Annotated in this window: 16 protein-coding genes; 5 read left to right on the top strand and 11 right to left on the bottom strand. The window is 71.4% G+C overall.

Annotated features, from left to right (window positions below; genetic code table 11):
• Window positions 1-7: 7 nt before the first annotated feature.
• Window positions 8-1,291 (bottom strand): ammonium transporter, encoded by a 1,284-nt coding sequence (locus tag K311_RS0111565; protein ID WP_026817447.1) that lies wholly within the window; start codon window positions 1,289-1,291, stop codon window positions 8-10.
• 239 nt (window positions 1,292-1,530) lie between these two features.
• On the opposite strand from K311_RS0111565, the gene ubiK reads away from it, so the two are divergent.
• Entirely contained in the window at window positions 1,531-1,797 is a 267-nt protein-coding gene (ubiK, locus tag K311_RS0111560; protein ID WP_026817446.1) for a ubiquinone biosynthesis accessory factor UbiK, read from the top strand.
• A 16-nt stretch (window positions 1,798-1,813) separates the two neighbouring features.
• Complete coding sequence (locus K311_RS0111555; protein WP_026817445.1) at window positions 1,814-3,322, top strand: YifB family Mg chelatase-like AAA ATPase; 1,509 nt, start codon at window positions 1,814-1,816, stop codon at window positions 3,320-3,322.
• A 62-nt stretch (window positions 3,323-3,384) separates the two neighbouring features.
• Here K311_RS0111555 and K311_RS16685 read toward each other — a convergent pair whose 3' ends face one another.
• A complete protein-coding gene (locus K311_RS16685) occupies window positions 3,385-4,590 on the bottom strand; it encodes a putative peptide maturation dehydrogenase (RefSeq protein WP_043797711.1) in 1,206 nt (401 codons plus the stop codon).
• A gap of 141 nt (window positions 4,591-4,731) precedes the next feature.
• On the opposite strand from K311_RS16685, the gene K311_RS0111545 reads away from it, so the two are divergent.
• Window positions 4,732-5,013, top strand: a complete 282-nt coding sequence (locus tag K311_RS0111545; protein WP_026817444.1) for an NHLP-related RiPP peptide — start codon at window positions 4,732-4,734, stop codon at window positions 5,011-5,013.
• A gap of 1 nt (window position 5,014) precedes the next feature.
• On the opposite strand, the gene K311_RS16680 is transcribed toward K311_RS0111545, so the two are convergent.
• The 4 genes from K311_RS16680 to aceB form a co-directional block, all read right to left on the bottom strand.
• The gene (locus tag K311_RS16680; RefSeq protein WP_051240040.1) at window positions 5,015-7,645 is read right to left on the bottom strand and encodes a putative peptide modification system cyclase; all 2,631 of its coding nucleotides are present in this window, start codon (window positions 7,643-7,645) and stop codon (window positions 5,015-5,017) included.
• Between the two features lie 65 nt (window positions 7,646-7,710).
• Window positions 7,711-8,652 (bottom strand): GGDEF domain-containing protein, encoded by a 942-nt coding sequence (locus K311_RS16675; protein WP_211223658.1) that lies wholly within the window; start codon window positions 8,650-8,652, stop codon window positions 7,711-7,713.
• 146 nt (window positions 8,653-8,798) lie between these two features.
• Complete coding sequence (aceA, locus tag K311_RS0111530; RefSeq protein ID WP_026817443.1) at window positions 8,799-10,103, bottom strand: isocitrate lyase; 1,305 nt, start codon at window positions 10,101-10,103, stop codon at window positions 8,799-8,801.
• A gap of 117 nt (window positions 10,104-10,220) precedes the next feature.
• The gene (aceB, locus tag K311_RS0111525) at window positions 10,221-11,861 is read right to left on the bottom strand and encodes a malate synthase A (RefSeq protein WP_043797710.1); all 1,641 of its coding nucleotides are present in this window, start codon (window positions 11,859-11,861) and stop codon (window positions 10,221-10,223) included.
• A gap of 116 nt (window positions 11,862-11,977) precedes the next feature.
• Here aceB and K311_RS0111520 point away from each other — a divergent pair, with 116 nt between their 5' ends.
• Window positions 11,978-12,937 (top strand): LysR family transcriptional regulator, encoded by a 960-nt coding sequence (locus tag K311_RS0111520; protein ID WP_026817441.1) that lies wholly within the window; start codon window positions 11,978-11,980, stop codon window positions 12,935-12,937.
• On the opposite strand, the gene K311_RS16670 is transcribed toward K311_RS0111520, so the two are convergent.
• The 4 genes from K311_RS16670 to arfB all read right to left on the bottom strand — a co-directional run bounded on the left by K311_RS16670 (window position 12,922) and on the right by arfB (window position 16,348).
• The gene (locus K311_RS16670; RefSeq protein ID WP_245570659.1) at window positions 12,922-14,244 is read right to left on the bottom strand and encodes a mechanosensitive ion channel family protein; all 1,323 of its coding nucleotides are present in this window, start codon (window positions 14,242-14,244) and stop codon (window positions 12,922-12,924) included. The two genes, K311_RS0111520 and K311_RS16670, sit on opposite strands and share 16 nt — an antisense overlap.
• 93 nt (window positions 14,245-14,337) lie before the next feature.
• The gene (locus tag K311_RS0111510) at window positions 14,338-15,309 is read right to left on the bottom strand and encodes a glycosyltransferase family 2 protein (protein ID WP_026817440.1); all 972 of its coding nucleotides are present in this window, start codon (window positions 15,307-15,309) and stop codon (window positions 14,338-14,340) included.
• A 9-nt stretch (window positions 15,310-15,318) separates the two neighbouring features.
• Window positions 15,319-15,906, bottom strand: a complete 588-nt coding sequence (locus tag K311_RS0111505) for a 1-acyl-sn-glycerol-3-phosphate acyltransferase (RefSeq protein WP_051240036.1) — start codon at window positions 15,904-15,906, stop codon at window positions 15,319-15,321.
• 16 nt (window positions 15,907-15,922) lie between these two features.
• Window positions 15,923-16,348, bottom strand: a complete 426-nt coding sequence (gene arfB / locus K311_RS0111500) for an alternative ribosome rescue aminoacyl-tRNA hydrolase ArfB (RefSeq protein WP_026817438.1) — start codon at window positions 16,346-16,348, stop codon at window positions 15,923-15,925.
• A 200-nt stretch (window positions 16,349-16,548) separates the two neighbouring features.
• Between arfB and K311_RS0111495 the strand changes: the two genes are divergently transcribed.
• Window positions 16,549-18,534, top strand: coding sequence for a UvrD-helicase domain-containing protein (locus K311_RS0111495; protein WP_026817437.1), 1,986 nt, complete (start codon window positions 16,549-16,551; stop codon window positions 18,532-18,534).
• A 98-nt stretch (window positions 18,535-18,632) separates the two neighbouring features.
• Here K311_RS0111495 and K311_RS0111490 read toward each other — a convergent pair whose 3' ends face one another.
• Entirely contained in the window at window positions 18,633-20,756 is a 2,124-nt protein-coding gene (locus tag K311_RS0111490) for a hypothetical protein (protein ID WP_026817436.1), read from the bottom strand.
• Between the last annotated feature and the right edge of the window lie 33 nt (window positions 20,757-20,789).

Genomic DNA, 20,789 nt, shown 5'->3' with positions numbered 1-20,789 from the left:
CGCAGGTTCAGAGGTTGTAGCCGCGTTCGTCGTGCAGGGCGAGGTCGAGGCCGACCGCTTCCTGCTCTTCGTCGACACGCAGCGGAATGACGAGCCCGATCAGCTTCAGCAGCAGCCAGCTCAGGACGGCAGTGTAGGCGATGGTGAAGCCGACGCTCCCGGCCTGGGCGATCACCTGGGCGCCGATGTCGGTGACCTCGCCGAAGCCGCCGAGGGCCGGCGCCGCGAACACGCCGGTCAGGATCGCGCCGACGATGCCGCCGATGGCGTGCACGCCGAACACGTCGAGGGCGTCGTCGTAGCCCAGCCGGCGCTTCACCGCGGTCGCGAAGAAGAAGCAGACGACACCGGACGCGGCGCCGATCGCCAGCGCGCCACCCGGACCGACGGTGCCGGCGGCCGGGGTGATCGCGACGAGGCCGGCGACCACGCCCGAGGCGATCCCGAGTGCGCTCGGCTTGCCATGGCGGATCCACTCCACCGCCATCCAGGCGAGGGCGGCGGCGGCCGTGGCGACCTGGGTCACCAGCATCGCCATGCCGGCGGTTTCATCCGCCGCGGCCGCGGAACCGGCGTTGAAGCCGAACCAGCCGACCCACAGCATCGCCGCGCCGGTCAGGGTGTAGCCGAGGTTGTGCGGCGGCATCGGCGTGGTCGGATAGCCCTTGCGCTTGCCGAGCACCACCGCCGCGACCAGGCCGGCGATGCCGGCATTGATGTGCACTACCGTGCCACCGGCGAAGTCGAGCACGCCCCAGTCCCACATCAGGCCACCCGGGCCGGCCCAGACCATGTGCGCGATCGGCGTGTACACCACCGTGAACCACAGCAGCGAGAACACCAGCATCGCCGCGAAACGCATGCGCTCGGCGAAGGCACCGACGATCAGCGCCGGGGTGATGATCGCGAAGGTCATCTGGAAGGTGACGAACACGCTCTCCGGGAATTCGGCGACCGCCGCTTCCTTCGCGAGGTTCGCCAGCATCACGTTCCCGAAGTCGCCGACGAACGAATGCAGGTTCACCACGCCTTCCTCCATGCCGGAGGTGCCGAAGGCCAGGCTGTAGCCGTAGACGACCCAGGCCACGCTGATCGCGCCGGTGATCGCGAAACATTGCATCAGCACCGAGAGCAGGTTCTTCGCACGGACCATGCCGCCGTAGAACAGCGCCAGCCCGGGCAGGGTCATGAACAGCACCAGCGCCGTCGACGTCAGCATCCAGGCGGTGTCGCCGGAGTCGAACGTGGTAGCGACGGCAGCCGCCGCCGTCGCGAACATTTCCGTGGCCATCGGGAACACCTCCTGGAATCAGGTATCGGGAAGACGTCGGGGACGAAACCGAAGCTGCCCCAGCGAAGGGCAATTGATTGCTCGCGGGCGGACATGTTTTCATGTCGATCCCCGCGACGAACCGTGCCGACGCGGCCGGGGCGCGCGGATTTCCTACACGGGATTCACGCCGTCGCCGCTTCCGGCAGGCGAATTTCCGCGGCAATGTGGTCGCGAAGACCATGGATGGAGCCGCAGCAATGATCGACCTCAAGACCATCGACGACCTCGCGCGCAAGCTCGGCGATCTCGTGCCGCCCGGGCTGCGCGATGCGCGTTCCGATCTCGAGCAGAACTTCCGTGCCACGCTGCAGGCCGGTCTCGGCAAGCTCGACCTGGTCACGCGCGAGGAGTTCGAGGTGCAGCGCGCGGTGCTGTTGCGCACGCGCGAGAAACTCGACGCCCTCGAGCGCCAGCTCGCCGAACTCGAAACGAAGCGCGCCGCGCCCGATCCCGGCGCCGGCTGAGCGTTCCGCCACCGCGATGAACCTGGCGCTGGCCCACAGCCGCGCCCGGACGGGCGTGCGCGCGCCCGCCGTCCGGGTCGAGGTGCACCTCGGTGGCGGCCTGCCGAACTTCACCCTGGTCGGGCTGCCGGCCGCGGCGGTGCGCGAGAGCCGCGAACGCGTGCGGGCGGCGATCGTCAACAGCCAGCTGGACTTCCCGCAGCGGCGCATCACCGTGAACCTCGCGCCGGCCGACCTTCCGAAGGAGGGCGGCCGCTTCGACCTGGCGATCGCGCTCGGCATCCTCGCCGCCAGCGGCCAGTTGCCGGTGCAGGGGCTGGCCGATCTGGAGCTGCTCGGCGAACTGGCGCTGACCGGCGAACTCAAGCCGGTCGACGGTGTGCTGCCGGCGGCGCTGGCCGTCGCCGCCGAGGGCCGCCGGCTGCTGCTGCCTGCCGGTAATGGCGCCGAAGCCGCGCTGGCCGGCAGCGGGCGCGCCTGGACCGCGCGCACGCTGGCGGAAGTCGTGGCCTGGCTGCGCCTGCAGCGCGAGCTGCCGCGCGCGGTGACGGCGGCCGAGTTGGCACCGCTGCCGCTGCCCGACCTCGCGGATGTACGCGGCCAGGCCGGTGGCCGGCGGGCGCTGGAAATCGCCGCGGCCGGCGGCCATCACCTGCTGCTGGTCGGCCCACCCGGCTGCGGCAAGACGCTCCTCGCCTCCCGCCTGCCCGGCCTGCTGCCGCCGGCCAGTGAGGCCGAGGCGCTGGAGACCGCCGCGATCCATTCGGTCGGCGCCCGCGGCATCGACCTCGCACGCTGGCGGCAGCGCCCGTTCCGCGCCCCGCACCACCTCGCCAGCGCGATCGCGGTCGCCGGCGGCGGCGCCAATCCGCGCCCCGGCGAACTCTCGCTGGCGCACAACGGCGTGCTCTTCCTCGACGAGCTCGGCGAATGGGGACGGCACACCCTGGAGGTGCTGCGGCAGCCGCTCGAGGAAGGCCTGGTACGGGTGTCGCGGGCCGCCCGCCAGGCCGAATTCCCTGCCCGCTTCCAGCTGGTGGCGGCGATGAATCCCTGCCCCTGCGGCTGGGCCGGGGATCCGTCCGGGCGCTGCACCTGCAGCGCCGAACAGGTGCTGCGCTACCGCGCGAAGGTGTCCGGGCCGCTACTCGACCGCATCGACCTGCAGCTGGCGGTGCCGCGCCTGCCACCGGAACAGCTGCGGCCGGGCGCGCCGCCCGGCGAGGCGAGCGCGGTGGTGCGCGAACGCGTGCTCGCCGCCCGCGAACGCCAGCTCGCCCGTGCCGGCGACCTCAACGCGCGTGCGCCGCAGCCGGCGATGGACGCGGCCTGCCACCTCGCCGATCGCGAACAGCGCCTGCTCGAACGGGCGATGGCCAACCTGCGACTGTCGGCGCGGGCGATGCACCGGATCCTGCGCGTCGCCCGCACGATCGCGGACCTCGCGGACTCGGCCGACATCGGCCCGGATCACCTGGCGGAGGCGATCGGCTACCGCATGCTCGACCGGAGTGCCCCGGGCTAGTCCGTACGAGGCAGGCGGCAGACGAGCCCTTCGCGCGCAGCGCCGGCCACCCTCGTTACTCGTTACTCTTCCCTCGTTATTCGCACCTCGTCGTAGTCGTCGAGTTCCATCACCGTCGTCTCCGCCGAGCGGGCGCCGAAGCCGACGATCGCGATCGCCGCTTCGCGCAGCGGCGGCAGGCCGAGGGCGGCGTCGACGGCCCGGTCGTTGATCGCGGCGGTGACGAAGGCGCCGAGTCCGAGCTCGGCCGCGGACAGGTACATCGTCTGCGACAGGTGGCCGACATCGAGATGGACGACGCGCCAGGCCTTGGTGTGGCGGCGGTATTTCCAGAACAGCCGGTCGAAGCGGGCGACCATCACCACCATCGCCGGCACGTCGCGGAACCAGTGCTGGCCGGCGACGAAGCGGTGCGCCAGCGCGTTCGCCGCGTCCGGCGCCAGTGCCTGCAGCGGCTCGAGCGCGTGCGCCAGCGCCAGGTAGTGGTACAGACCCGGGGCGACGCCGTCGACGCGTTGCACGAGCACATAGGCCTCGACCGCGTGCAGGCCACCGCCGGCCGGGCTGGTCTTCTTCACCGCCACCGCGCCGGGGGCGAGCGTCTTCGTGCCCAGGGCGCCCCAGACCCGGCGCAGCATCGTCGCGAACGCGGCGCCGTCGAGCGCCGCCTGCGGGTCGAAGTTGCGGCAGGTGCGGCGCGCCGCGAGCAGATCGTCGAAACCACTGCGCCGCGGCGGCGGCAAGTGCTGTGGCGACATTGCCGGAACGCGGCGGAAGTCGTGCGTCGGCGCAACCCCGAAGGCGTCGACCAGCTCTTCGCTGTTGAGGGTCAGGCCTTCCTCGTTGCGCGCCTCGATGTCGACGTCGTGCCAGCCGCCGTGTGCCTGCGCGACCAGCGCCGGCGTCCACCAGGCGACGTCGCGCGCGGCGGCGTCGCGGCGCTGAGCGTCGCGGGCGATTTCGCTCTCGCCTCCGTCCGGACCGGCGTCGTCGCCGACCAGCAGGCCGCTGGCGAGCAGCGCCTGCGCGGTCGCGTCGCCGAAGCGTTCCGCGAGCGCATCGGCCGTCGTCCAGTCGTCGCGCGACACCGCCTGCAGTGCCGGCAGCAGCGACGCGTCGATCGTGACCGGCGCCGGAAGATGCGCCGCGAAGGCCCGCCAGCGCGGGCTGCGATCGAGGCCGTCGCCGCCGGACAGCAGGCTCGCGAACGCGAAGCGCGGCTCCTCGTCGAGCTCGAGCATCAGATGGGCACAACGACGCACGCGCATGCGCTTTCCCTCGCCGGACGGGCGGTGACAGTGCCAGCGACGCGCGATATCGTGCAAGGCGCCGCCGGCGCGGCGCGACCGCGGTGGCCGCGTGGCGAACCGGCGTTTTCAGGCGCCTTGCGCCAGCCAGGGGAACAACGCATGACTCTTTCCGACAGCCTCGTCGACAAGCTGCTCGACAAGCTCGCGACCGACGACGATTTCCGCGCCGCCTTCCAGAACGATCCGCGCCAGGCGCTGGCCTCGCTCGGGTACGGCCCGGCCGCCGATGCCGGCGTGCAGCGCGGCGCGTGGATGTGCCTGGCGGTCAGCCAGCTGGCGAGCAAGGACGCGATCGCCGCCAGCCGCGACGCGCTGCGCGCGCAACTGCTGTCCGCCAAGTCGGCGCACAGCCCGATCCTGCTGGAAATGCCGCGCCGCTGAGTCAGTCGGCAGGGAAGCGCCGCTGCACGATCGCGGCGTTCTCCCCGTCGGGCCAGGCCGCGGCGAAACGTGCCGCCGCCTCCCCCGCTTCCTTCGCACGCCCCGCCCGGGTCAGCGCCATCGCCCGCAGCTTCAGCGCGAGCGTGCTCTCGACGACGTTCATCGGCTGCCAATGGCCGATGCTGGTGCTTTCGGCGAAGGCGCGACCGCGGTTGTCGGCCAGCCATGCGGCGGTGGTGGCCGCGCCCTCCCAGTCTCCGGCGGCGTACTGGGCGCGCGCCAGCACCGCGCGTTCGAAATAGCTCGCGCCGGGCAGCGTCACCGCCCGTTTCAGCAAGGCCACCGCCTTGCCGGGATCGCCCGCGGCCAACGCCAGTTCGGCTTCCAGCGCCCGGCGCATGCCCGCATTGGCCGGGTAGGTGTCGACGAGCCGGTTGCCGGCGACGACGTCGAGCATCGCCTGTGCAGTGACGGTGTCGCCGCTGTTGGCCGCCATCCAGCCGGCGGCGAGGGCCTGGAACAGCACATGCCGCTGCAGCAGCACGTCGCCATCGGCGAGGCGGCCGGCCTGGGCGGCGGCATGGGCTCGCAGGTCGGCGGCGAATTCCGGGTCCGGATCCAGCGCACGCACCGAAAGGCGGATGCCCTCGAGGTTCCAGCGGTGCAGTTCGCTGGCGCCGGCGGCCGCGGCGGCGAGCTGGCCGGCGACCGCCGTCGCCTGGGCGATGTCGCCCTGGTCCAGCGGCAGGCTGATGTCGATCAGCCGCATCTCCAGGTCGACGACGTCCGAGCCGGTCGCGCTGTCGAGCGCGAGCACGCGCGCAGCGTCGGCGTAGCGGCGCTGGGCGACGAAGGTCTCGGCGTGCTCGCGGTTGAAGCCGCCGACGCCGAGCAGGCTGGCCTGCTCGAAATGGTTCTGCGCCTCGGCGTAGCGGTCGAGCGCCAGGTTCAGCACGCCGGCGGTGTAGTGCGCCTGCCCGGCGCGCGGATTGCGCGGCGTCAGCGCCGGCGTCAGCTGCGCCAGGCCCTTCTCGGTCTGCAGCAGGTCGTAGTGCGCGAACCAGGCGTAGTTGCCGTAGGCGCGGAATTCCTCCGGATACAGGCTGGCGAGCAGGCGGAACTTTTCCAGCGCCAGTTCCGGCTCGTCGAGGGTCGCCGCGGCGGCGTCGAGGAACAGCTGCTCGCGCCGGGTCAGGTGGGTGCGGTTCTGCGCGGCCAGGTCGACGAAGTGGCGGGTGCCCGTGGCATCGTTGTCGACATAGCGCATGAAGGCCAGCTGCAGGTGCGCCATCGCGAAGCTCGGGTCGAGCCGGATCGCTTCCTCGAAGAGCTGGCGCGCCTCGTCCAGCCTGCCGCGGTAGCGCGCCTGCACCCCCAGCGAGAACGCCCGCAGCGCCTCGAGATTGCCGGTGGTGACCTGCTCGAGCGGTTCGCTGGTGGCGTCGATCGCGGCGATCGCCTCGCCGAGGTGGCCACGGATGCGGCGGGTGTTGTCGTCGAGGGCGTCGAGCACCTGCGCCGCGTCGCGGGCGTCGGCGCTCTCGCTGTAGACGGTGACGCCACTGCGTGGGTCGATGACTTCCAGGCTCACCCGGATCACGCCGCCGACCTCGGCGACCGTCGGCAGGATCACCGCCCGCGCGCCCTCGCGCAGCGCGAGTTCGGTCGCCAGCTGGCGGTCGACCGGCTGCCCCGGCCGCTGCATGCGGGCCAGTGCGCGGTCGATCTGCAGTTCCGACACCAGGTTGATGTGTCGCGACTGCTCGAGGCCGACGCGCAGCGCGGTGTCGAGCGAGTCGTCGAACAGCGCCTCGCCGGTGCGGTTCTGCAGGTCGGCGACGACGACCCAGTCGCGCTCGGCGAACGCGATCGCCGGCGGCGCCCGCAGCGTCGACCACACGCCGCCGAGCACCAGCACGCCGACCAGCAACAGCTCCAGCGCCAGCACCGGCGGCCGCCGCCACAGCGGCAGCTCGCGCCAGGCCTTCGGCCCGGAATCCGGTGCCCGCAGCGGCGACAGCCCCGGCTCGCCGACCTCGTGCACCAGCATCGGCGCCGGCACGCCCTTGAACCGGTAGCGGCCGTGCAGCACGAAACGCAGCTCGCGGCCGGCCTCGCCGAGCTCGCCGACGGCGCGCTGGCACAGGTTCTGCGCCATGCCCGACATCAGGATCTGTCCCGGCAGCGCCAGGTTCATCAGCCGCGCCGCGACCGGCTTGGCCAGGCCCTCGACCTCGAAGGGCTTGGCGCCGGCGCGCACGTGCTGGGGCTCGTTCGCCCACATCATGACGTCGCCGACGTGCACGCCGATGCGGACGCGCAGGGACATGCCCTCGGCCTGCCCGAGCTCGCGCAGGCCGCGCTGGTAGCGCAGCGCGAAATCCAGCGCCTGGATCGGCCGTTCGAACAGCGCCAGCACGCCGTCGGCCTTGTCGATCAGCTGGCCGTGGCAGAACTGGATCGACTGCCGCAGCAGCTGGTCGTGCTTCTGCAGCAGCAGCGCCGCACGCATGTCGCCGAGGCGCTCGACGAGCGCCGTCGAGTCGACGATGTCGGCGAGCAGCACCGTGCGCAGCAGGGGTTTGACCTGCGGCGCGGCGCTGTCGCCGGGACCGGACTCGTCGAGGTTCATCGGGACGCCATGAAAACGTTCTTTCGATCGGAACGCAGGCCCTGAAGGTCCACGGCCATGCGTGGTCAGCGCGCCAGTCGCCAGTGATCGCCGCCCAGTCGCTTGGCGTCGTACAGGGCGCGATCGGCTTGGCTGTACCAGATCGACCAGCCGCCGGGATCGGCGCAGAACGCCCCGCCGATGCTCACCGACAGGCGATGTTCGCGCAGGCTCGGCAGGCGCAGGCAACGCACCGCGCCCATCAGCCCGAGCGCGCGGTTGGCGAGTTCGCCGTCGTCGCTGACGCGCAGCACCATCGCGAACTCGTCGCCGCCGAGCCGGCACGGCAGCTCCAGCGGTCCGGCCAGCCGACGCACTTCCTCGGCGACCGCGCGCAGGGCGGCGTCGCCGGCGAGGTGGCCGCTGCGGTCGTTGATCTGCTTGAAGTGGTCGATGTCGATCAGCAGCAGCGCCAGCTTCAGGTCGTTCAGCGGCTGCGAGCCGAGTTCGTCGAGGTAGCGGTACAGGCCGCGGCGGTTGGCCAGCCCGGTCAGGTCGTCGGTGCGCACCAGCTGCTGGGCGACGGTCAGTTCGGTCCGCGTCTGGCGCAGGGTGTCGAGGGTCTGCAGCAGGTCCTCGTTGCGTCGGCGCAGGTGCTGGACCAGCTGGTGCTCGCCGGCGACCAGGTAGGCGAAGCTGCGCTGCATGAAGCGGGCGACCACCCGCGGCTCGCGCTGCAGCAGCTCGTTGAACGCGGCCTGGCTGATTTCGTAGAGCACGCCGGGGGTATCGGCGACGGCGCGGGCGAAACGCTGGTGGCGGCCGATGAAGACCGCCAGTTCGCCGAAGTACTGCCCCGGACCGAGCAGTTTGTCGGCCAGGCCGTCGTCGAAGCTCAGCCGCACCTCGCCGGTGTCGATCAGGAACATGCTGGCCGCCGCTTCGCCGAGCCGGAACAGTTCCTCGCCGGGCAGCATCGCCCGGCTGACCCCGGCGCCGGAAAGCACCCGGAACTCTTCCGGCGACAACAGCGACGGCAGGCGGTGGTCCGGGCCCGAGATGGGCCCGGTTCCGGCTGCTCGGCCGGTGAGATCGGCTGGAGTCACGGCGCACCCGAGGTCATGGATGCGCCCGAGTGTAGCGCCGTGCCCAGGAGGTGTTAAGGAATCTTCACTCAGGCAGTGGCCGTCTCGGTCTCGGCGGTGAACTGCTCCTCTTCGGTCGAGCCCTTCAGCGCCACGGTCGAGCTCTGGCCGCCCTGGATGGTCTGGGTGACCGCGTCGAAGTAGCCGGTGCCGACCTCGCGCTGGTGCTTGACCGCGGTGAAGCCGCGATCGGCCGCCGCGAACTCCTTCTCCTGCAGCTCGACGAAGGCGCTCATCTGCCGGCGGGCGTAGCCGTGCGCCAGGTCGAACATGCCGTAGTTCAGCGCGTGGAAGCCGGCCAGGGTGATGAACTGGAACTTGTAGCCCATCGCGCCGAGTTCCTTCTGGAACTTCGCGATCGTGGCGTCGTCGAGGTTCTTCTTCCAGTTGAACGACGGCGAGCAGTTGTAGGCCAGCAGCTTGCCCGGGTACTTCGCGTGGATGGCCTCGGCGAACTTCCTCGCGAAAGCCAGGTCCGGCTTGCCGGTCTCGCACCACACCAGATCGGCGTAGGGCGCATAGGCCAGGCCGCGGCTGATCGCCTGGTCGATGCCCGGGCGGGTCTTGAAGAAACCCTCGACGGTGCGCTCGCCGGTGCAGAACGGCCGGTCGTTCGGGTCGACGTCGCTGGTCAGCAGGTCGGCGGCCTCGGCATCGGTGCGCGCGACCAGCAGGGTCGGCACATTGCAGACGTCGGCGGCCAGGCGCGCGGCGACCAGCTTCTCGACCGCCTCGCGGGTCGGCACCAGCACCTTGCCGCCCATGTGCCCGCACTTCTTCACCGAGGCCAGCTGGTCCTCGAAGTGCACGCCGGCGGCGCCGGCCTCGATCATCGCCTTCATCAGCTCGAAGGCATTGAGCACGCCGCCGAAACCGGCCTCGGCATCGGCGACGATCGGCTGCAGGAAGTCGATCGAATCGTCGCCCTCGGCGTGGTGCAGCTGGTCGGCACGCAACAGCGTGTTGTTGATGCGCTTGACCACCTGCGGCACCGAGTTCGCCGGGTACAGCGACTGGTCCGGATACATCTCGCCGGCGAGGTTGGCGTCGGCGGCGACCTGCCAGCCGCTGAGGTAGATCGCCTTCAGGCCGGCCTTGACCTGCTGCATCGCCTGGTTGCCGGTCAGCGCGCCGAGCGCGTTGACGAAGGGCTCGGTGTTCAGCGACTTCCACAGCTTCCCGGCGCCGAGGCGGGCCAGCGAATGCTCGACGGCGACGGTGCCGCGCAGGCGCACGACCTCTTCGGCGGAGTAGCCGCGGCGGACACCGGCCCAGCGCGGGTCGGTTTCCCACTGCTGGCGGAGCTGTTCGGCGGTCGGGAGCTTGCTGGTCATCGTCTTCACCTTCGTCGTGGGGGTCTTGTAGGAGCGCCTTCAGGCGCGATCGCGGTAAATCGGGATCCGGACCGGAATCTGGATCCGGAACGGCGCCTGCAGCCTGCGCCCGTCCGTTCAGGCCAGCCGTTCGTAGGCGGCCAGGGTCAGGAACTCGGGCATGTCGTCGGCATGGGTCAGCCGGTCGAGCAGTTCGATCGCCTCGGCGATGCGGCCCGCGGCGGCGACGTTCTGCCCGGCCAGGCGCGCCGGCAGCCCGAGCAGGGCGCGGTCGAACAGCGAGCCGTCGATCGGGGTGCCGTCGTCGAGGTGCAGGCAGGGACGTTCGCCGTGGTCGCCGCAGCGCTCGCCCCAGTGCAGCCACTGCCAGAGCTGGGCGCGGGCGATCTCGGCGGTGGCGGCGTCCTCCATCAGCCAGTGGATCGGCACGCAGCCGTTGCCGTCGAGCCAGGCGGCCAGGTAGCGCACGCAGACCTCGACGTTGTCGTCGAAGCCCTTGCGGGTGATCGTGCCGATGCTCGGCCGCAGCAGCGCATCGCGGTCGACGGCGACGTCGTCGCGGCGCCGCTGCAGCTGGTTCGGGCCGGGCATGCGGGCATCGAACACCTCGCGGGCGACCGGGATCAGCGCCGGATGCGCGACCCAGGTGCCGTCGTGGCCGGCCTCGGCCTCGCGCACCTTGTCGCGGCGCACGCGCTCGAGCGCCTCGTTGTTCGCGACCGGGTCACCGGCGATCGGGATCTGCGCCGCCATGCCGCCCATCGCATGCGCGCCGCGGCGGTGGCAGGTGCGGATCAGCAGCTCGGAATAGGCCTTCAGGAAGGGCTGGGTCATGCCGACCTGGCCACGCTCCGGCAGCACGCGGTCGCGGTGCCGGCGGAAGGTCTTGAGGTAGCTGAAGATGTAGTCCCAGCGGCCGCAGTTCAGGCCGGCGATGCGGCCCCGCAGCGCGTGCAGGATCTCGTCCATCTCGAACGCCGCCGGCAGCGTCTCGATCAGCACGGTCACCTTCATCGTGCCGACCGGCAGCCCGAGCGTCGTCTCGATGTGGCCCAGCACCGCATCCCACAGCGCCGCCTCTTCCATCGACTGCAGCTTCGGCAGGTAGAAGTAGGGGCCGCGGCCACGGGCGTGCAGCGCGGCGGCATTGTGGAAGGCGAACAGGCCGAGGTCGAACAGGCTGCCGGACAGGCGCTGGCCGTCGACCTGCACGTGCTTCTCGTCGAGGTGCCAGCCGCGCGGGCGGACGATCAGCACGGTGTTCGCGGCCGGGTCGAGGCGGTACTGCCTGCCGGTTCCCGGCGCGGTCCATTCGAGGTCGCCGGCGACGGCGCGGATCAGGGCCTGCTGGCCGGTGATCTGGTTGGCCCAGGTCGGGCTGGTCGAGTCCTCGAAGTCGGCCATGTAGCAGTTCGCGCCGGAATTGAGCGCGTTGATGACCATCTTCGGATCGACCGGGCCGGTGATCTCGACCCGGCGGTCCTGCAGCGCGGCGGGCACCGGAGCCACCGTCCAGTCGCCCTCGCGGATCGCGCGGGTGTCGGCGCGGAAATCGGGCAGTTCACCGGCGTCGAAGCGGGCCTGGCGGGCCCGGCGATCGGCGAGGCGGGCCTGGCGGACCGGGTCGAAGCGGCGGTGCAGGCCCTCGAGGAAGGCGAGCGCGGCCGGGGTCAGGACCTCCTGCTGGCCGGCTGCGTCGGCAGCGACGACCAGTCCGGACGCGGGTTCGGTCGGGAGGGTGCGGGCGGCGTCTGCCATGGCGATGCTCCTCGGTCTGGGGCTTCGACCCTAGGTGCGCACCTTTCCCTTTGCCAAAACAAATGTTTTGATAGCTGCTATAAGTCTGGCAAATACTGACGCCGGATCATGGTGTTATGAGCGAGATTCCGCCCCGCTACTACTACAAGGGCGACCGCCTGAAGCCCTTGCGGGCCTTCTGCCAGGTCGCCCGGCTCGGTTCGGTGTCGCGCGCGGCGGAGGCGCTGTTCCTGAGCCAGCCGGCGGTGACCCTGCAGCTGCAGGCACTGGAACGCGACGTCGGCCACCGCCTGTTCGAGCGCATCGGCCGCCGCTTCAGCCTGACCCGGGAAGGCACGGTGCTCTATGAACTGGCGCGCCCGCTGGTCGAAGGCATCGACGGCCTGGACGGGGAATTCCGCAACCGGATCAAGGGCCTGCAGGCCGGCGAACTGCACGTCGCGGCCGGCACCTCGACGATCCTCTACCTGCTGCCGCCGCTGGTGCAGGCCTATCGCGAGCGCCACCCGGAGGTGCAGCTGGTGCTGCACAACGTCACCGGCAAGGACGGCCTCGGCCTGCTGCGCGGCGACGGCTGCGACCTGGCGGTCGGCTCGATGCTCGACGTGCCCACCGACCTGTCCTACGCCCCGGTCTATTCCTTCGAACCGATGCTGATCTGTCCGAAGGGGCATCCGCTGGCCGACAAGCCGGACCTGCGGCTGGAGGACCTCTCGCCCTACGGCCTGATCCTGCCGCCGCGCCGGCTGACGACCTGGCGCCTGGTCGACCTGGTGTTCCAGCAGCGCCGCGTGCCCTACACGGTGGCGCTCGAGGTCGGCGGCTGGGAGGTGATCAAGCAGTACGTGGCGATGGGCCTGGGCATCAGCATCGTCACCGGCATCTGCCTGACCGGGGCCGACCAGGGCCGGCTGGTCGCGCGCAGCCTCGGCGAGTATTTCCCGCCGCGCAGCTACGGCGTGGTCGTGCGCAAAGGCAAGTACCTGAGCCCGCGGGCGCGCGCCTTCATCGATCTGGTGAAGCCGGGACTGTTCGAGCGCCGCGACTACTTCGACAGCGGTCACTCCGAGCGCTGAGGCTCCGGGGCCGGCCGCGCGGTGTCCGGGCCGCCCTCGCCGACCGCGAACGGCGCCGCCCCCGAACCGTCGCGCAGGGTGGCACCGATCCGCACGACGTCCGCGCCGGACGGCGCCTGGTAAGCGCGCAGGCCGAATTCGGGCAGGATCGCCAGCAGGTGGTCGAACACGTCGGCCTGGATGCCCTCGTACTCGCCCCAGGCGGTCGTCGCGGTGAAGCAGTAGATCTCCAGCGGCAGCCCGTGCGGACCCGGCGGCAGCTGCCGCACCAGCAGGGTCATCGCCTGGTGGATGCGCGGATGCGCGCGCAGCCAGGCCAGCGCGTAGGCGCGGAAGCAGCCGATGTTGGTCAGCCGCCGCAGGTTCACCGGTGCCTGGCCGTCGCGGGCGGCGTTCCAGGCGGCGAGCTCGGCGGCCTTGGCGTCGAGGTAGGGCGCCAGCAGGGTGAAGCGGCGCAGCGCCACGACCTCGTCGTCGCCGAGGTAGCGCACCGTGGACTGGTCGATCGGCAGCGCCCGCTTGATCCGGCGGCCGCCGACTTCCTGCATGCCGCGCCAGTTGCGGAAGCTCTCGCTGACCAGCGCATACGTCGGGATCGTGGTGATCGTCTTGTCCCAGTTGCGGACCTTGACCACGTGCAGGGCGATGTCGATCACGTCGCCGTCGGCGCCGTACTTCGGCATCTCGATCCAGTCGCCGACCCGCACCATGTCGTTGGACGAGATCTGCACGTTCGCCACCAGCGACAGCAGGGTGTCCTTGAACACCAGCATCAGCACCGCCGCCAGCGCGCCGACGCCCGACAGCAGCAGCACCGGCGAACGCTCGATCAGCACCGCGATCATCAGCACCGCGGCGATCAGGTACAGGACGATGCGCGCAACCTGCAGGTAGCCCTTGATCGGGCGGACGCGGGCACGTTCGGGATCGCGCTGCTCGTAGACGTCCTGGATCGCCCGCAGCAGGGCGCTGATCGCCTGCGCGATCGCCAGCACGATCAGCGCGGCGGCGAGGTTGCGCAGCAGTTGCGCCGCCACCGGCGGCAGGCCCGGCACGACCGCCACGCCATGGAAGAAGATCAGCGCCGGCACCGCATGCGCCAGCCGGCGCAGGATGCCGCGGCCGAGCAGGATGTCGTCCCACTTCATCGGCGACCGTCGGACGAGTCCGCCGACGACCCGCAGCAGCAGCCGGTGCGTCAGCAGGTCCGCCAGCCAGGCCAGCAGCGCCAGCACCGCGAGCGTCGTCGCGAGCAGCAGCCAGGGATGCGGGAGGATGGAGTCGTAGAAGGCGCGCAGCGTGTCCACGGCCGGGATTGTACCGGGACCGGGTTGCCGCTCCGGAAAGGCGGGCAGGGATCACGGCCGAAGCCGCTCCCACTCCTTGCTCCCTGCTACTTGTTACCTGCTACTTGCTACCTGCCTGGTCAGCGGCCGGCGCGGAATGGCCGCGATGTCGTAGGCGAGGAACGCGAGCACGAACTGCAGCCCCAGGATCACCGGCAGCGCCGCCAGCATCACCGTACCGGCCGGCGCGGCGCGGCCGGTGCCGGCGAGTTCGATCCAGTTGACGATGCCGAACACGGTGCCGAAGGCCAGCAGGGCGACGCCGGCGACCAGCTCCAGCGACGCCACCGACATGTCGCGCAGGAAATAGCCGTAGAAAACCCGCTTCAGGAAATTGCGCGCGTGCTTGAACGCGAACTCGCCGACGACGCGCGACACCTTCAGGCCGCTGTCCTCGTCGCCGTAGCGCGGCACCATCGGCACGTCGACCACGACCGCGCGCAGGGTGCCGAGGCGGAACAGCACGTCGGATTCGAAGAACCAGCGCTCGCTGAGCTTGCCAGGAGCGAGCCGGCGGGCGACGTCGGCGTGGATCGCGGTGTAGCCGTTGGTCGGGTCGAAGATGTCCCAGTACCCGGTCGACAGCTTGCTCATGAAGCTCAGCACCGCATTGCCGAAGATGCGCACGCGCGGCATCCGGCCGATCAGGTCGAGGTCGTGGAAGCGGTTGCCCTTCGTGTAGTCCGCCTCGCCGGCGAGGATCGGCGCGACGAAGCGCGGCAGCAATGCCGGATCCATCTGCCCGTCGCCGTCGAGCTTCACCAGCACCTGCATGCCGTCGTCGATCGCGGCGCGGTAGCCCGCCATCACCGCGCCGCCGACGCCGAGGTTGCGCGGGTTGCGCACGACGCGCACGCGCGGATCGCGGCAGTCGCGCGCGACGAGGTCGCCGCTGCCGTCCGGGCAGGCGTCGTCGACGACGTAGATGCGCTCGACCTCGGGGCCGATCGCCGCCAGCAGCGGCAGCAGGTGCCGGGTCACCCGGTAGCAGGGGATCACGGCGGCGATGCGCGGGACGCTGCTCACGGCGGCCTCCTAGACGGTGCCGCGGTTCTTGCCGACGTACGGCCGGTAGATCTCGCGGATGCGCGCCATGTCGGCGTCCGGGTCGCCGCTCAGGTGCAACAGCGGGCCGAGCCCGATCGTGCGGTCCGGATAGTGGAACCAGGCGCACAGCACCGGCACGTCGGCACTGCGGGCGATCTTCCAGAAGCCGGTCTTCCAGCGTTCGACCCGCTTGCGCGTGCCTTCCGGCGCGAGCACGAAGTACAACCGCTCGCTGTCGCGGATCTGCGCCGCGGTCTGCTCGACGATGCCGCCGGGCGCCTTGCGGTTCACCGGCCGGCCACCGAGCAGCCGCAGCAGCCAGCCGAGCGGGCCGACGAACAGCTCGGCCTTGGCGATGAAGGCGATGTCGACCCCCATCGCCAGCTTCGCCGCCAGACCCCAGTAGGCATCCCAGCCGGAGGAATGCGGGGCGACGATCACCACCAGCCGCGGTTCCGCCGGCCAGGCGCCGATCACCCGCCAGCCGCCGAGCCGGAGCAGGGTCCGGCCGAACCAGCGGGAAAAGCGGTTGCCGTCGCCCGGCGTGAGCGGCGACAGCGGCGGGACCAGGCTCATGCGCGGCGATCCGGCGTCATTCGCGATCCCAGGCGGCGGCGCTGCGCTGGCGCTTGACCGTGGCGCGCTCGCGCTTGGCGCCGAGGCGGCGTTCCTTCGCCGCGCGCGAGGGCTTGGTCGCGACCCGCTTCTTCGGTGCCTGCGTCGCCGCGGCGATCACCGCCGCGAGGCGCTCGCGGGCGTCCTCGCGGTTGCGGTCCTGGGTGCGGAAGCGCTGCGCGTTGAGCACGAGCACGCCGTCATCGGTCAGCCGGCGGTCGCGCCGGGCCAGCAGGCGCTCGCGCACGGCGTCGGGCAGCGACGGCGAGCGCGCGACGTCGAAACGCAGCTCCACCGCCGTCGCCACCTTGTTCACGTTCTGCCCGCCGGGCCCCGCCGAACGCACGAAACGCTCGACCAGTTCGTCGTCCGGAATGGCGAGGGTGGCGGTGATGCGCAACATGGGCGGATTCTAACGACAGGAGGTAGTTCGTACGAGGTAGTTCGTAGTCGTCGCGGGCGCAGGTCCGGCGCTCTACGGGTGGAGGCGCTGGCTGTCGGCATACGCCCGCCGCGACGGCTTGGCCGCAGCAACGGCAACCCGCCTGCGGCGACTACGAACTACCTCGTACGAACTATCTCCTGGAGTAAGATCGCGCCCCCATGTCGTCCTCCCCCCTGAACCCCCAGCAGCAGGCCGCCGTCGAGTACGTCGACGGCCCCCTGCTCGTGCTCGCCGGCGCCGGCAGCGGCAAGACGAAGGTGATCACCGAGAAGATCGCCCACCTGGTCGCGACGCGCCGGGTCGAGCCGCGCCACATCGCCGCGATCACCTTCACCAACAAGGCCGCACGCGAGATGCGCGAGCGTGTCGGCAAGCGGGTCAAGGGCGAGGCTGCGGAGGCGCTGACCGTCACCACCTTCCACTCGCTGGGCCTGCGCTTCCTGCAGATCGAGCACGACCGCGCCGGGCTGCGCCGCGGCTTCTCGATCTTCGACGGCGACGACCAGATGGCGATCATCAGGGACCTGGCGCCGCCGGGAGCGAAGAACGACGCCCTGTATGCGCTGCACAACCTGGTCAGCGCCGCCAAGAACGCCGGCCTGTCACCGGAACAGGCGGCCGCGGCCGCGCGCTCGGTGCGCGAACACGAGGCGGCGGCGGTGTACGCGAAGTACCAGGCGCGACTGCAGGCCTTCAATGCGGTCGATTTCGACGACCTGATCCGGCTGCCGCTGCAGCTGCTCGAGGCCGAGCCCGACCTCGCCGCCGGCTGGCGCGAGCGCATCCGCTACCTGCTGGTCGACGAATGCCAGGACACCAACGGCGCCCAGTACCGCTTGCTGAAGCAGCTGGCCGGACCGAAGGGCGCGATGACCTGCGTCGGCGACGACGACCAGAGCATCTATGCCTGGCGCGGCGCGATGCCGGAGAACCTCGACCAGCTCGGCGTCGACTATCCGCAGCTGAAGGTGATCAAGCTCGAGCAGAACTACCGCTGCACCAGCCGCATCCTGCGCTGCGCCAACACCCTGATCGCGAAGAACCCGCACGCGCACCTGAAGCAGCTGTGGAGCCAGCACGGCGACGGCGAGCCGATCCGTGTCTGGCAGTGCCGCAACGGCGAGCACGAGGCCGAACGCGTCGCCGCCGAGATCCACTATCTGCACCAGGCCAAGGAAATCCCCTTCGGCGAGTTCGCGATCCTGTTCCGCGGCAACCACCAGAGCCGGCCGCTGGAGAAGGCGCTGCAGCTGCTGCGCATTCCCTACCACCTGACCGGCGGCACCCGCTTCCTCGACCGTGCCGAGGTCAAGGACCTGCTGTCCTGGCTGCAGGTGCTGGCCAATCCGGACAATGACGCCGCCTTCCTGCGCGCGATCGCGGCGCCGAAGCGCGAAGTCGGCGCGACCACGCTGGAGAAACTGGCGGCGATGGCGCAGACCGCCGGCATGTCGCTGGCGCGCGCCGCCGGCCAGATCGGTTTCCTGAAGCAGCTGACGCCGCGCGCCGCCGCCGGCCTCGACGACTTCAACCGCATCGTGAACGCGCTGCGTGACGAGGCCGAGCGCCTGACCCCGGCCGAGCTGGTGCCGGTGCTCGCCGAACGCTCCGGCCTGCTGGCGATGGTGCGTGCGCAGTGCAAGGACGAGGCGTCCTTCCTGCGCCGCAAGGGCAATCTCGACGAACTCGCCTCGTGGTTCGAGGGCGCACGCGGCGGTGGCCCCGGCGAGCTCGCGGCGCAGCTGGCGCTGCTGAGCAATGCCGATCGCGGCGAACCCGGCAATGCGGTGCGGCTGATGAGCCTGCACGCGGCCAAGGGCCTCGAGTTCCGCACGGTCTTCGTGGTCGGCTGCGAGGACGGCAACCTGCCGCACGAGGCCAGCCTCGAGGAAGGCCGGCTCGAGGAGGAACGCCGGCTGATGTACGTCGGCATCACCCGCGCGAAGGAACGCCTGTACCTGGCGCACAGCGCCGAGGTGAAGCGCTGGGGCGCGATCGAGCATCTGCTGCCGAGCCGCTTCCTCGACGAACTGCCGGCCGGCGACCTGCTGCGCGACGGCCTCGACCCCGAGCGCGAGACCGCCGAGAAGAAGCAGCGCGGTCGCGCCCACATGGCCGCCATCGCCGCCCTCTTCGACGACTAACCCCCTTCCTTCCCGTAGGAGCGCCTTCAGGCGCGATGCTTTCCCTGCGCTTCGCGCAGGGAAGAAGGGCATCGCGCCTGAAGGCGCTCCTACAGGGTTCAGAGCGCGGAGACGAAGGAGAAGTCCATGACCTCGACGTCGTGCGTCGCACCGAACGCGCCGGCCGTGACGCCGCCGCCGACCACCACGCGCATGCCGGCGTCGCGCACGCCGTCGCTGCCGACGACCAGGTAGAGGCCGTCCTTGATGCCGAAATCGCCGCCGAACTCGCCGACCTTTCCGGCGACGCCGGCCTTCGGCCCGGCGAACACCGTCACCGTGCCGTCGATCAGCGAGAACTCCGCCTCGGCATGCATGCCGATCGATGCTTCCCAGGCGCGGCCGTTGCCGAAGGCGGTGCTGCGGGTGCCGAGCACGTCGGCTTCGGCGACGAACTTGATCTTTCCGCAGGTGGCCTCGACCGAGAAGCCGCCGCCGACGCTCCACTTGCCGGAGTAGTCGGTGCTGCCCGGGCCGCAGCCCGGCAGGTCGCCGGCGACGTCCGCGGCCTGCCCGTCCGCCGGGCCGTCGGCCAGGCACATGCCCCCGCGCGGCGCCCCGATCTCGAACGCGGCCATCACCCGCGCCTGGCCGTGCGCGACGTGCGCCAGCGCCTTGGCCTGCAGATCGGCGCGTGCCGCGTCCAGGTAGGGCCCTTCCGGCAGGTTGGCGAGGTAGGCCGAACTCACCCCGTAGGCATCGCGGAAGAGGATGCGCATCCGGTCCTCGTACTCGCGCGCCAGCGGCAGCAGCGCATCGACCTGGCCGGCGGTGAACTCGCGGCTCTGGCGGCAGCAGGCCTCGTAGTCCTCGGCACTGCAGCGGAACGCCGCGGCCTCTTCCGCCTGCGCCTGCGCCTTGCGCACCATCGCGAACTCCGCGCGCGCGACCTCGAGCGACTGGAAGCGGGTGCGGTGGCGGTCGTATACGGCGGCCGATTCGGCGCTGGACACGTCGAACATCTCGCCGTCCATCGGGTGCACGTTCCACTCGAGCGGGATCATCGACAGGATCACCGACTGCACGTTGTCGGCACCGGTCTGCGCCCGGGTGAAGGTCGGCGACAGCGCCTGCGCCACCGCCATGCCGCGCTCCTGCGAGGCCTGCCAGTTGGCCATGCTGCGCGCGGTCGCGCGCGGGGCGAAGTCGACGTAGCCGGGGCCCGCCTGCGGCAGCTCGATGCCCGGCCAGGCGATCTGTCCCTGCCGCGACAGGTCCAGCGCGATCCACAGCGGCAGCCGCAGCGACGAGTCGCCGTCGCTGTCGCGTTCCAGCCACGGCGCCCGGGTCCACGCGGCGATCTGCTCCGGGCTGCCGGTGTCGACCGGGCCGCCGTCGGCCGGTGGCTTCGCGACCGGGTCCCGCACCTCCGGCGCCTTCGTTCCCGGAAGGCGGAAGGCCACGCGCGGCAGCAGCGGTCGCGCGGCCTCGTCGTCGCCCCGGCGCATCAGCAGGTGGGCGAGATTGCGGGCGGCTTCCGACAGCTCGGGATCGAGCTCCAGCGCCTCGCGCAGTGCCGCCTCGGCGGCGAGGTCGCGACCGAGCAGCAGCAGGGCGTGGCCGCGGTTGTTGGCGGCCGCGGCGTGGTGCAGGCGATCGCTGCCGGCGATCCGTCCTGCGGCGTCGGCGAAAGCGAGCGCCGCGCCCGGCAGGCCCTGGCCGTTGCCGATCGCGGCGAGGCCGAGCAGCGGCGCCGGCAGCCGCTCGTCGCGCTCGTGCGCGACCAGCAGGTTGCCGGCGGCGCCCCAGACGTCGCCGGCCGCCAGCAGGGCCGCCGCGTGCGCGACCAGCACCGGCGCCTCGAGGTCGCCGTCGCGCAATGTACCCAGCAGCGCCGGCGCGGCCGCGTCGACGCGCTCGGCGAACAGCGCCAGCGCGTCGTCCAGGTCCCGGGTGTCGTCGTCGATCGCGAAATGCGGCTGGTCGCGGGCATTGACGATGTCCGCGACCAGCGACTCCATGTCCACCGGCAGCACCGCCGCGACGCTGCGGTAGTGGCCCGGCGCCTGCGGCCCGACCGCGACGTCCGCCGGCGGATCCGCGTCGCCGCCGGAGAAGATCATCGCCATCACCGGCAACCCGATCACGCCGGCGGCCATCACCACCTTCGCCTTGCCCGGCAGCCGCTGCAGGAGTCGCAGCCCCTCGCGCGCGGCCTGCGCCGCGCCTTCCCTGATCACCATCGTTCCGCCTCTCCCTGGCGCGTGCAGCAAGCC

Source organism: Arenimonas composti TR7-09 = DSM 18010 (genome assembly GCF_000426365.1).
Taxonomy (GTDB): domain Bacteria; phylum Pseudomonadota; class Gammaproteobacteria; order Xanthomonadales; family Xanthomonadaceae; genus Arenimonas; species Arenimonas composti.
Note: the sequence above shows the minus strand (reverse complement) of the source record. Positions and strands in the feature narration are given on the sequence as shown.

Excerpts from the sequence above, each read along its gene's own strand:
- K311_RS0111565 (WP_026817447.1), bottom strand. The coding sequence starts at position 1,291 with ATGGCCACGGAAATGTTCGCGACGGCGGCGGCTGCCGTCGCTACCACG.
- ubiK (WP_026817446.1), top strand. The coding sequence starts at position 1,531 with ATGATCGACCTCAAGACCATCGACGACCTCGCGCGCAAGCTCGGCGAT.
- K311_RS0111555 (WP_026817445.1), top strand. The coding sequence starts at position 1,814 with ATGAACCTGGCGCTGGCCCACAGCCGCGCCCGGACGGGCGTGCGCGCG.
- K311_RS16685 (WP_043797711.1), bottom strand. The coding sequence starts at position 4,590 with ATGCGCGTGCGTCGTTGTGCCCATCTGATGCTCGAGCTCGACGAGGAG.
- K311_RS0111545 (WP_026817444.1), top strand. The coding sequence starts at position 4,732 with ATGACTCTTTCCGACAGCCTCGTCGACAAGCTGCTCGACAAGCTCGCG.
- K311_RS16680 (WP_051240040.1), bottom strand. The coding sequence starts at position 7,645 with ATGAACCTCGACGAGTCCGGTCCCGGCGACAGCGCCGCGCCGCAGGTC.
- aceA (WP_026817443.1), bottom strand. The coding sequence starts at position 10,103 with ATGACCAGCAAGCTCCCGACCGCCGAACAGCTCCGCCAGCAGTGGGAA.
- aceB (WP_043797710.1), bottom strand. The coding sequence starts at position 11,861 with ATGGCAGACGCCGCCCGCACCCTCCCGACCGAACCCGCGTCCGGACTG.
- K311_RS0111520 (WP_026817441.1), top strand. The coding sequence starts at position 11,978 with ATGAGCGAGATTCCGCCCCGCTACTACTACAAGGGCGACCGCCTGAAG.
- K311_RS0111505 (WP_051240036.1), bottom strand. The coding sequence starts at position 15,906 with ATGAGCCTGGTCCCGCCGCTGTCGCCGCTCACGCCGGGCGACGGCAAC.
- arfB (WP_026817438.1), bottom strand. The coding sequence starts at position 16,348 with ATGTTGCGCATCACCGCCACCCTCGCCATTCCGGACGACGAACTGGTC.
- K311_RS0111495 (WP_026817437.1), top strand. The coding sequence starts at position 16,549 with ATGTCGTCCTCCCCCCTGAACCCCCAGCAGCAGGCCGCCGTCGAGTAC.
- K311_RS0111490 (WP_026817436.1), bottom strand. The coding sequence starts at position 20,756 with ATGGTGATCAGGGAAGGCGCGGCGCAGGCCGCGCGCGAGGGGCTGCGA.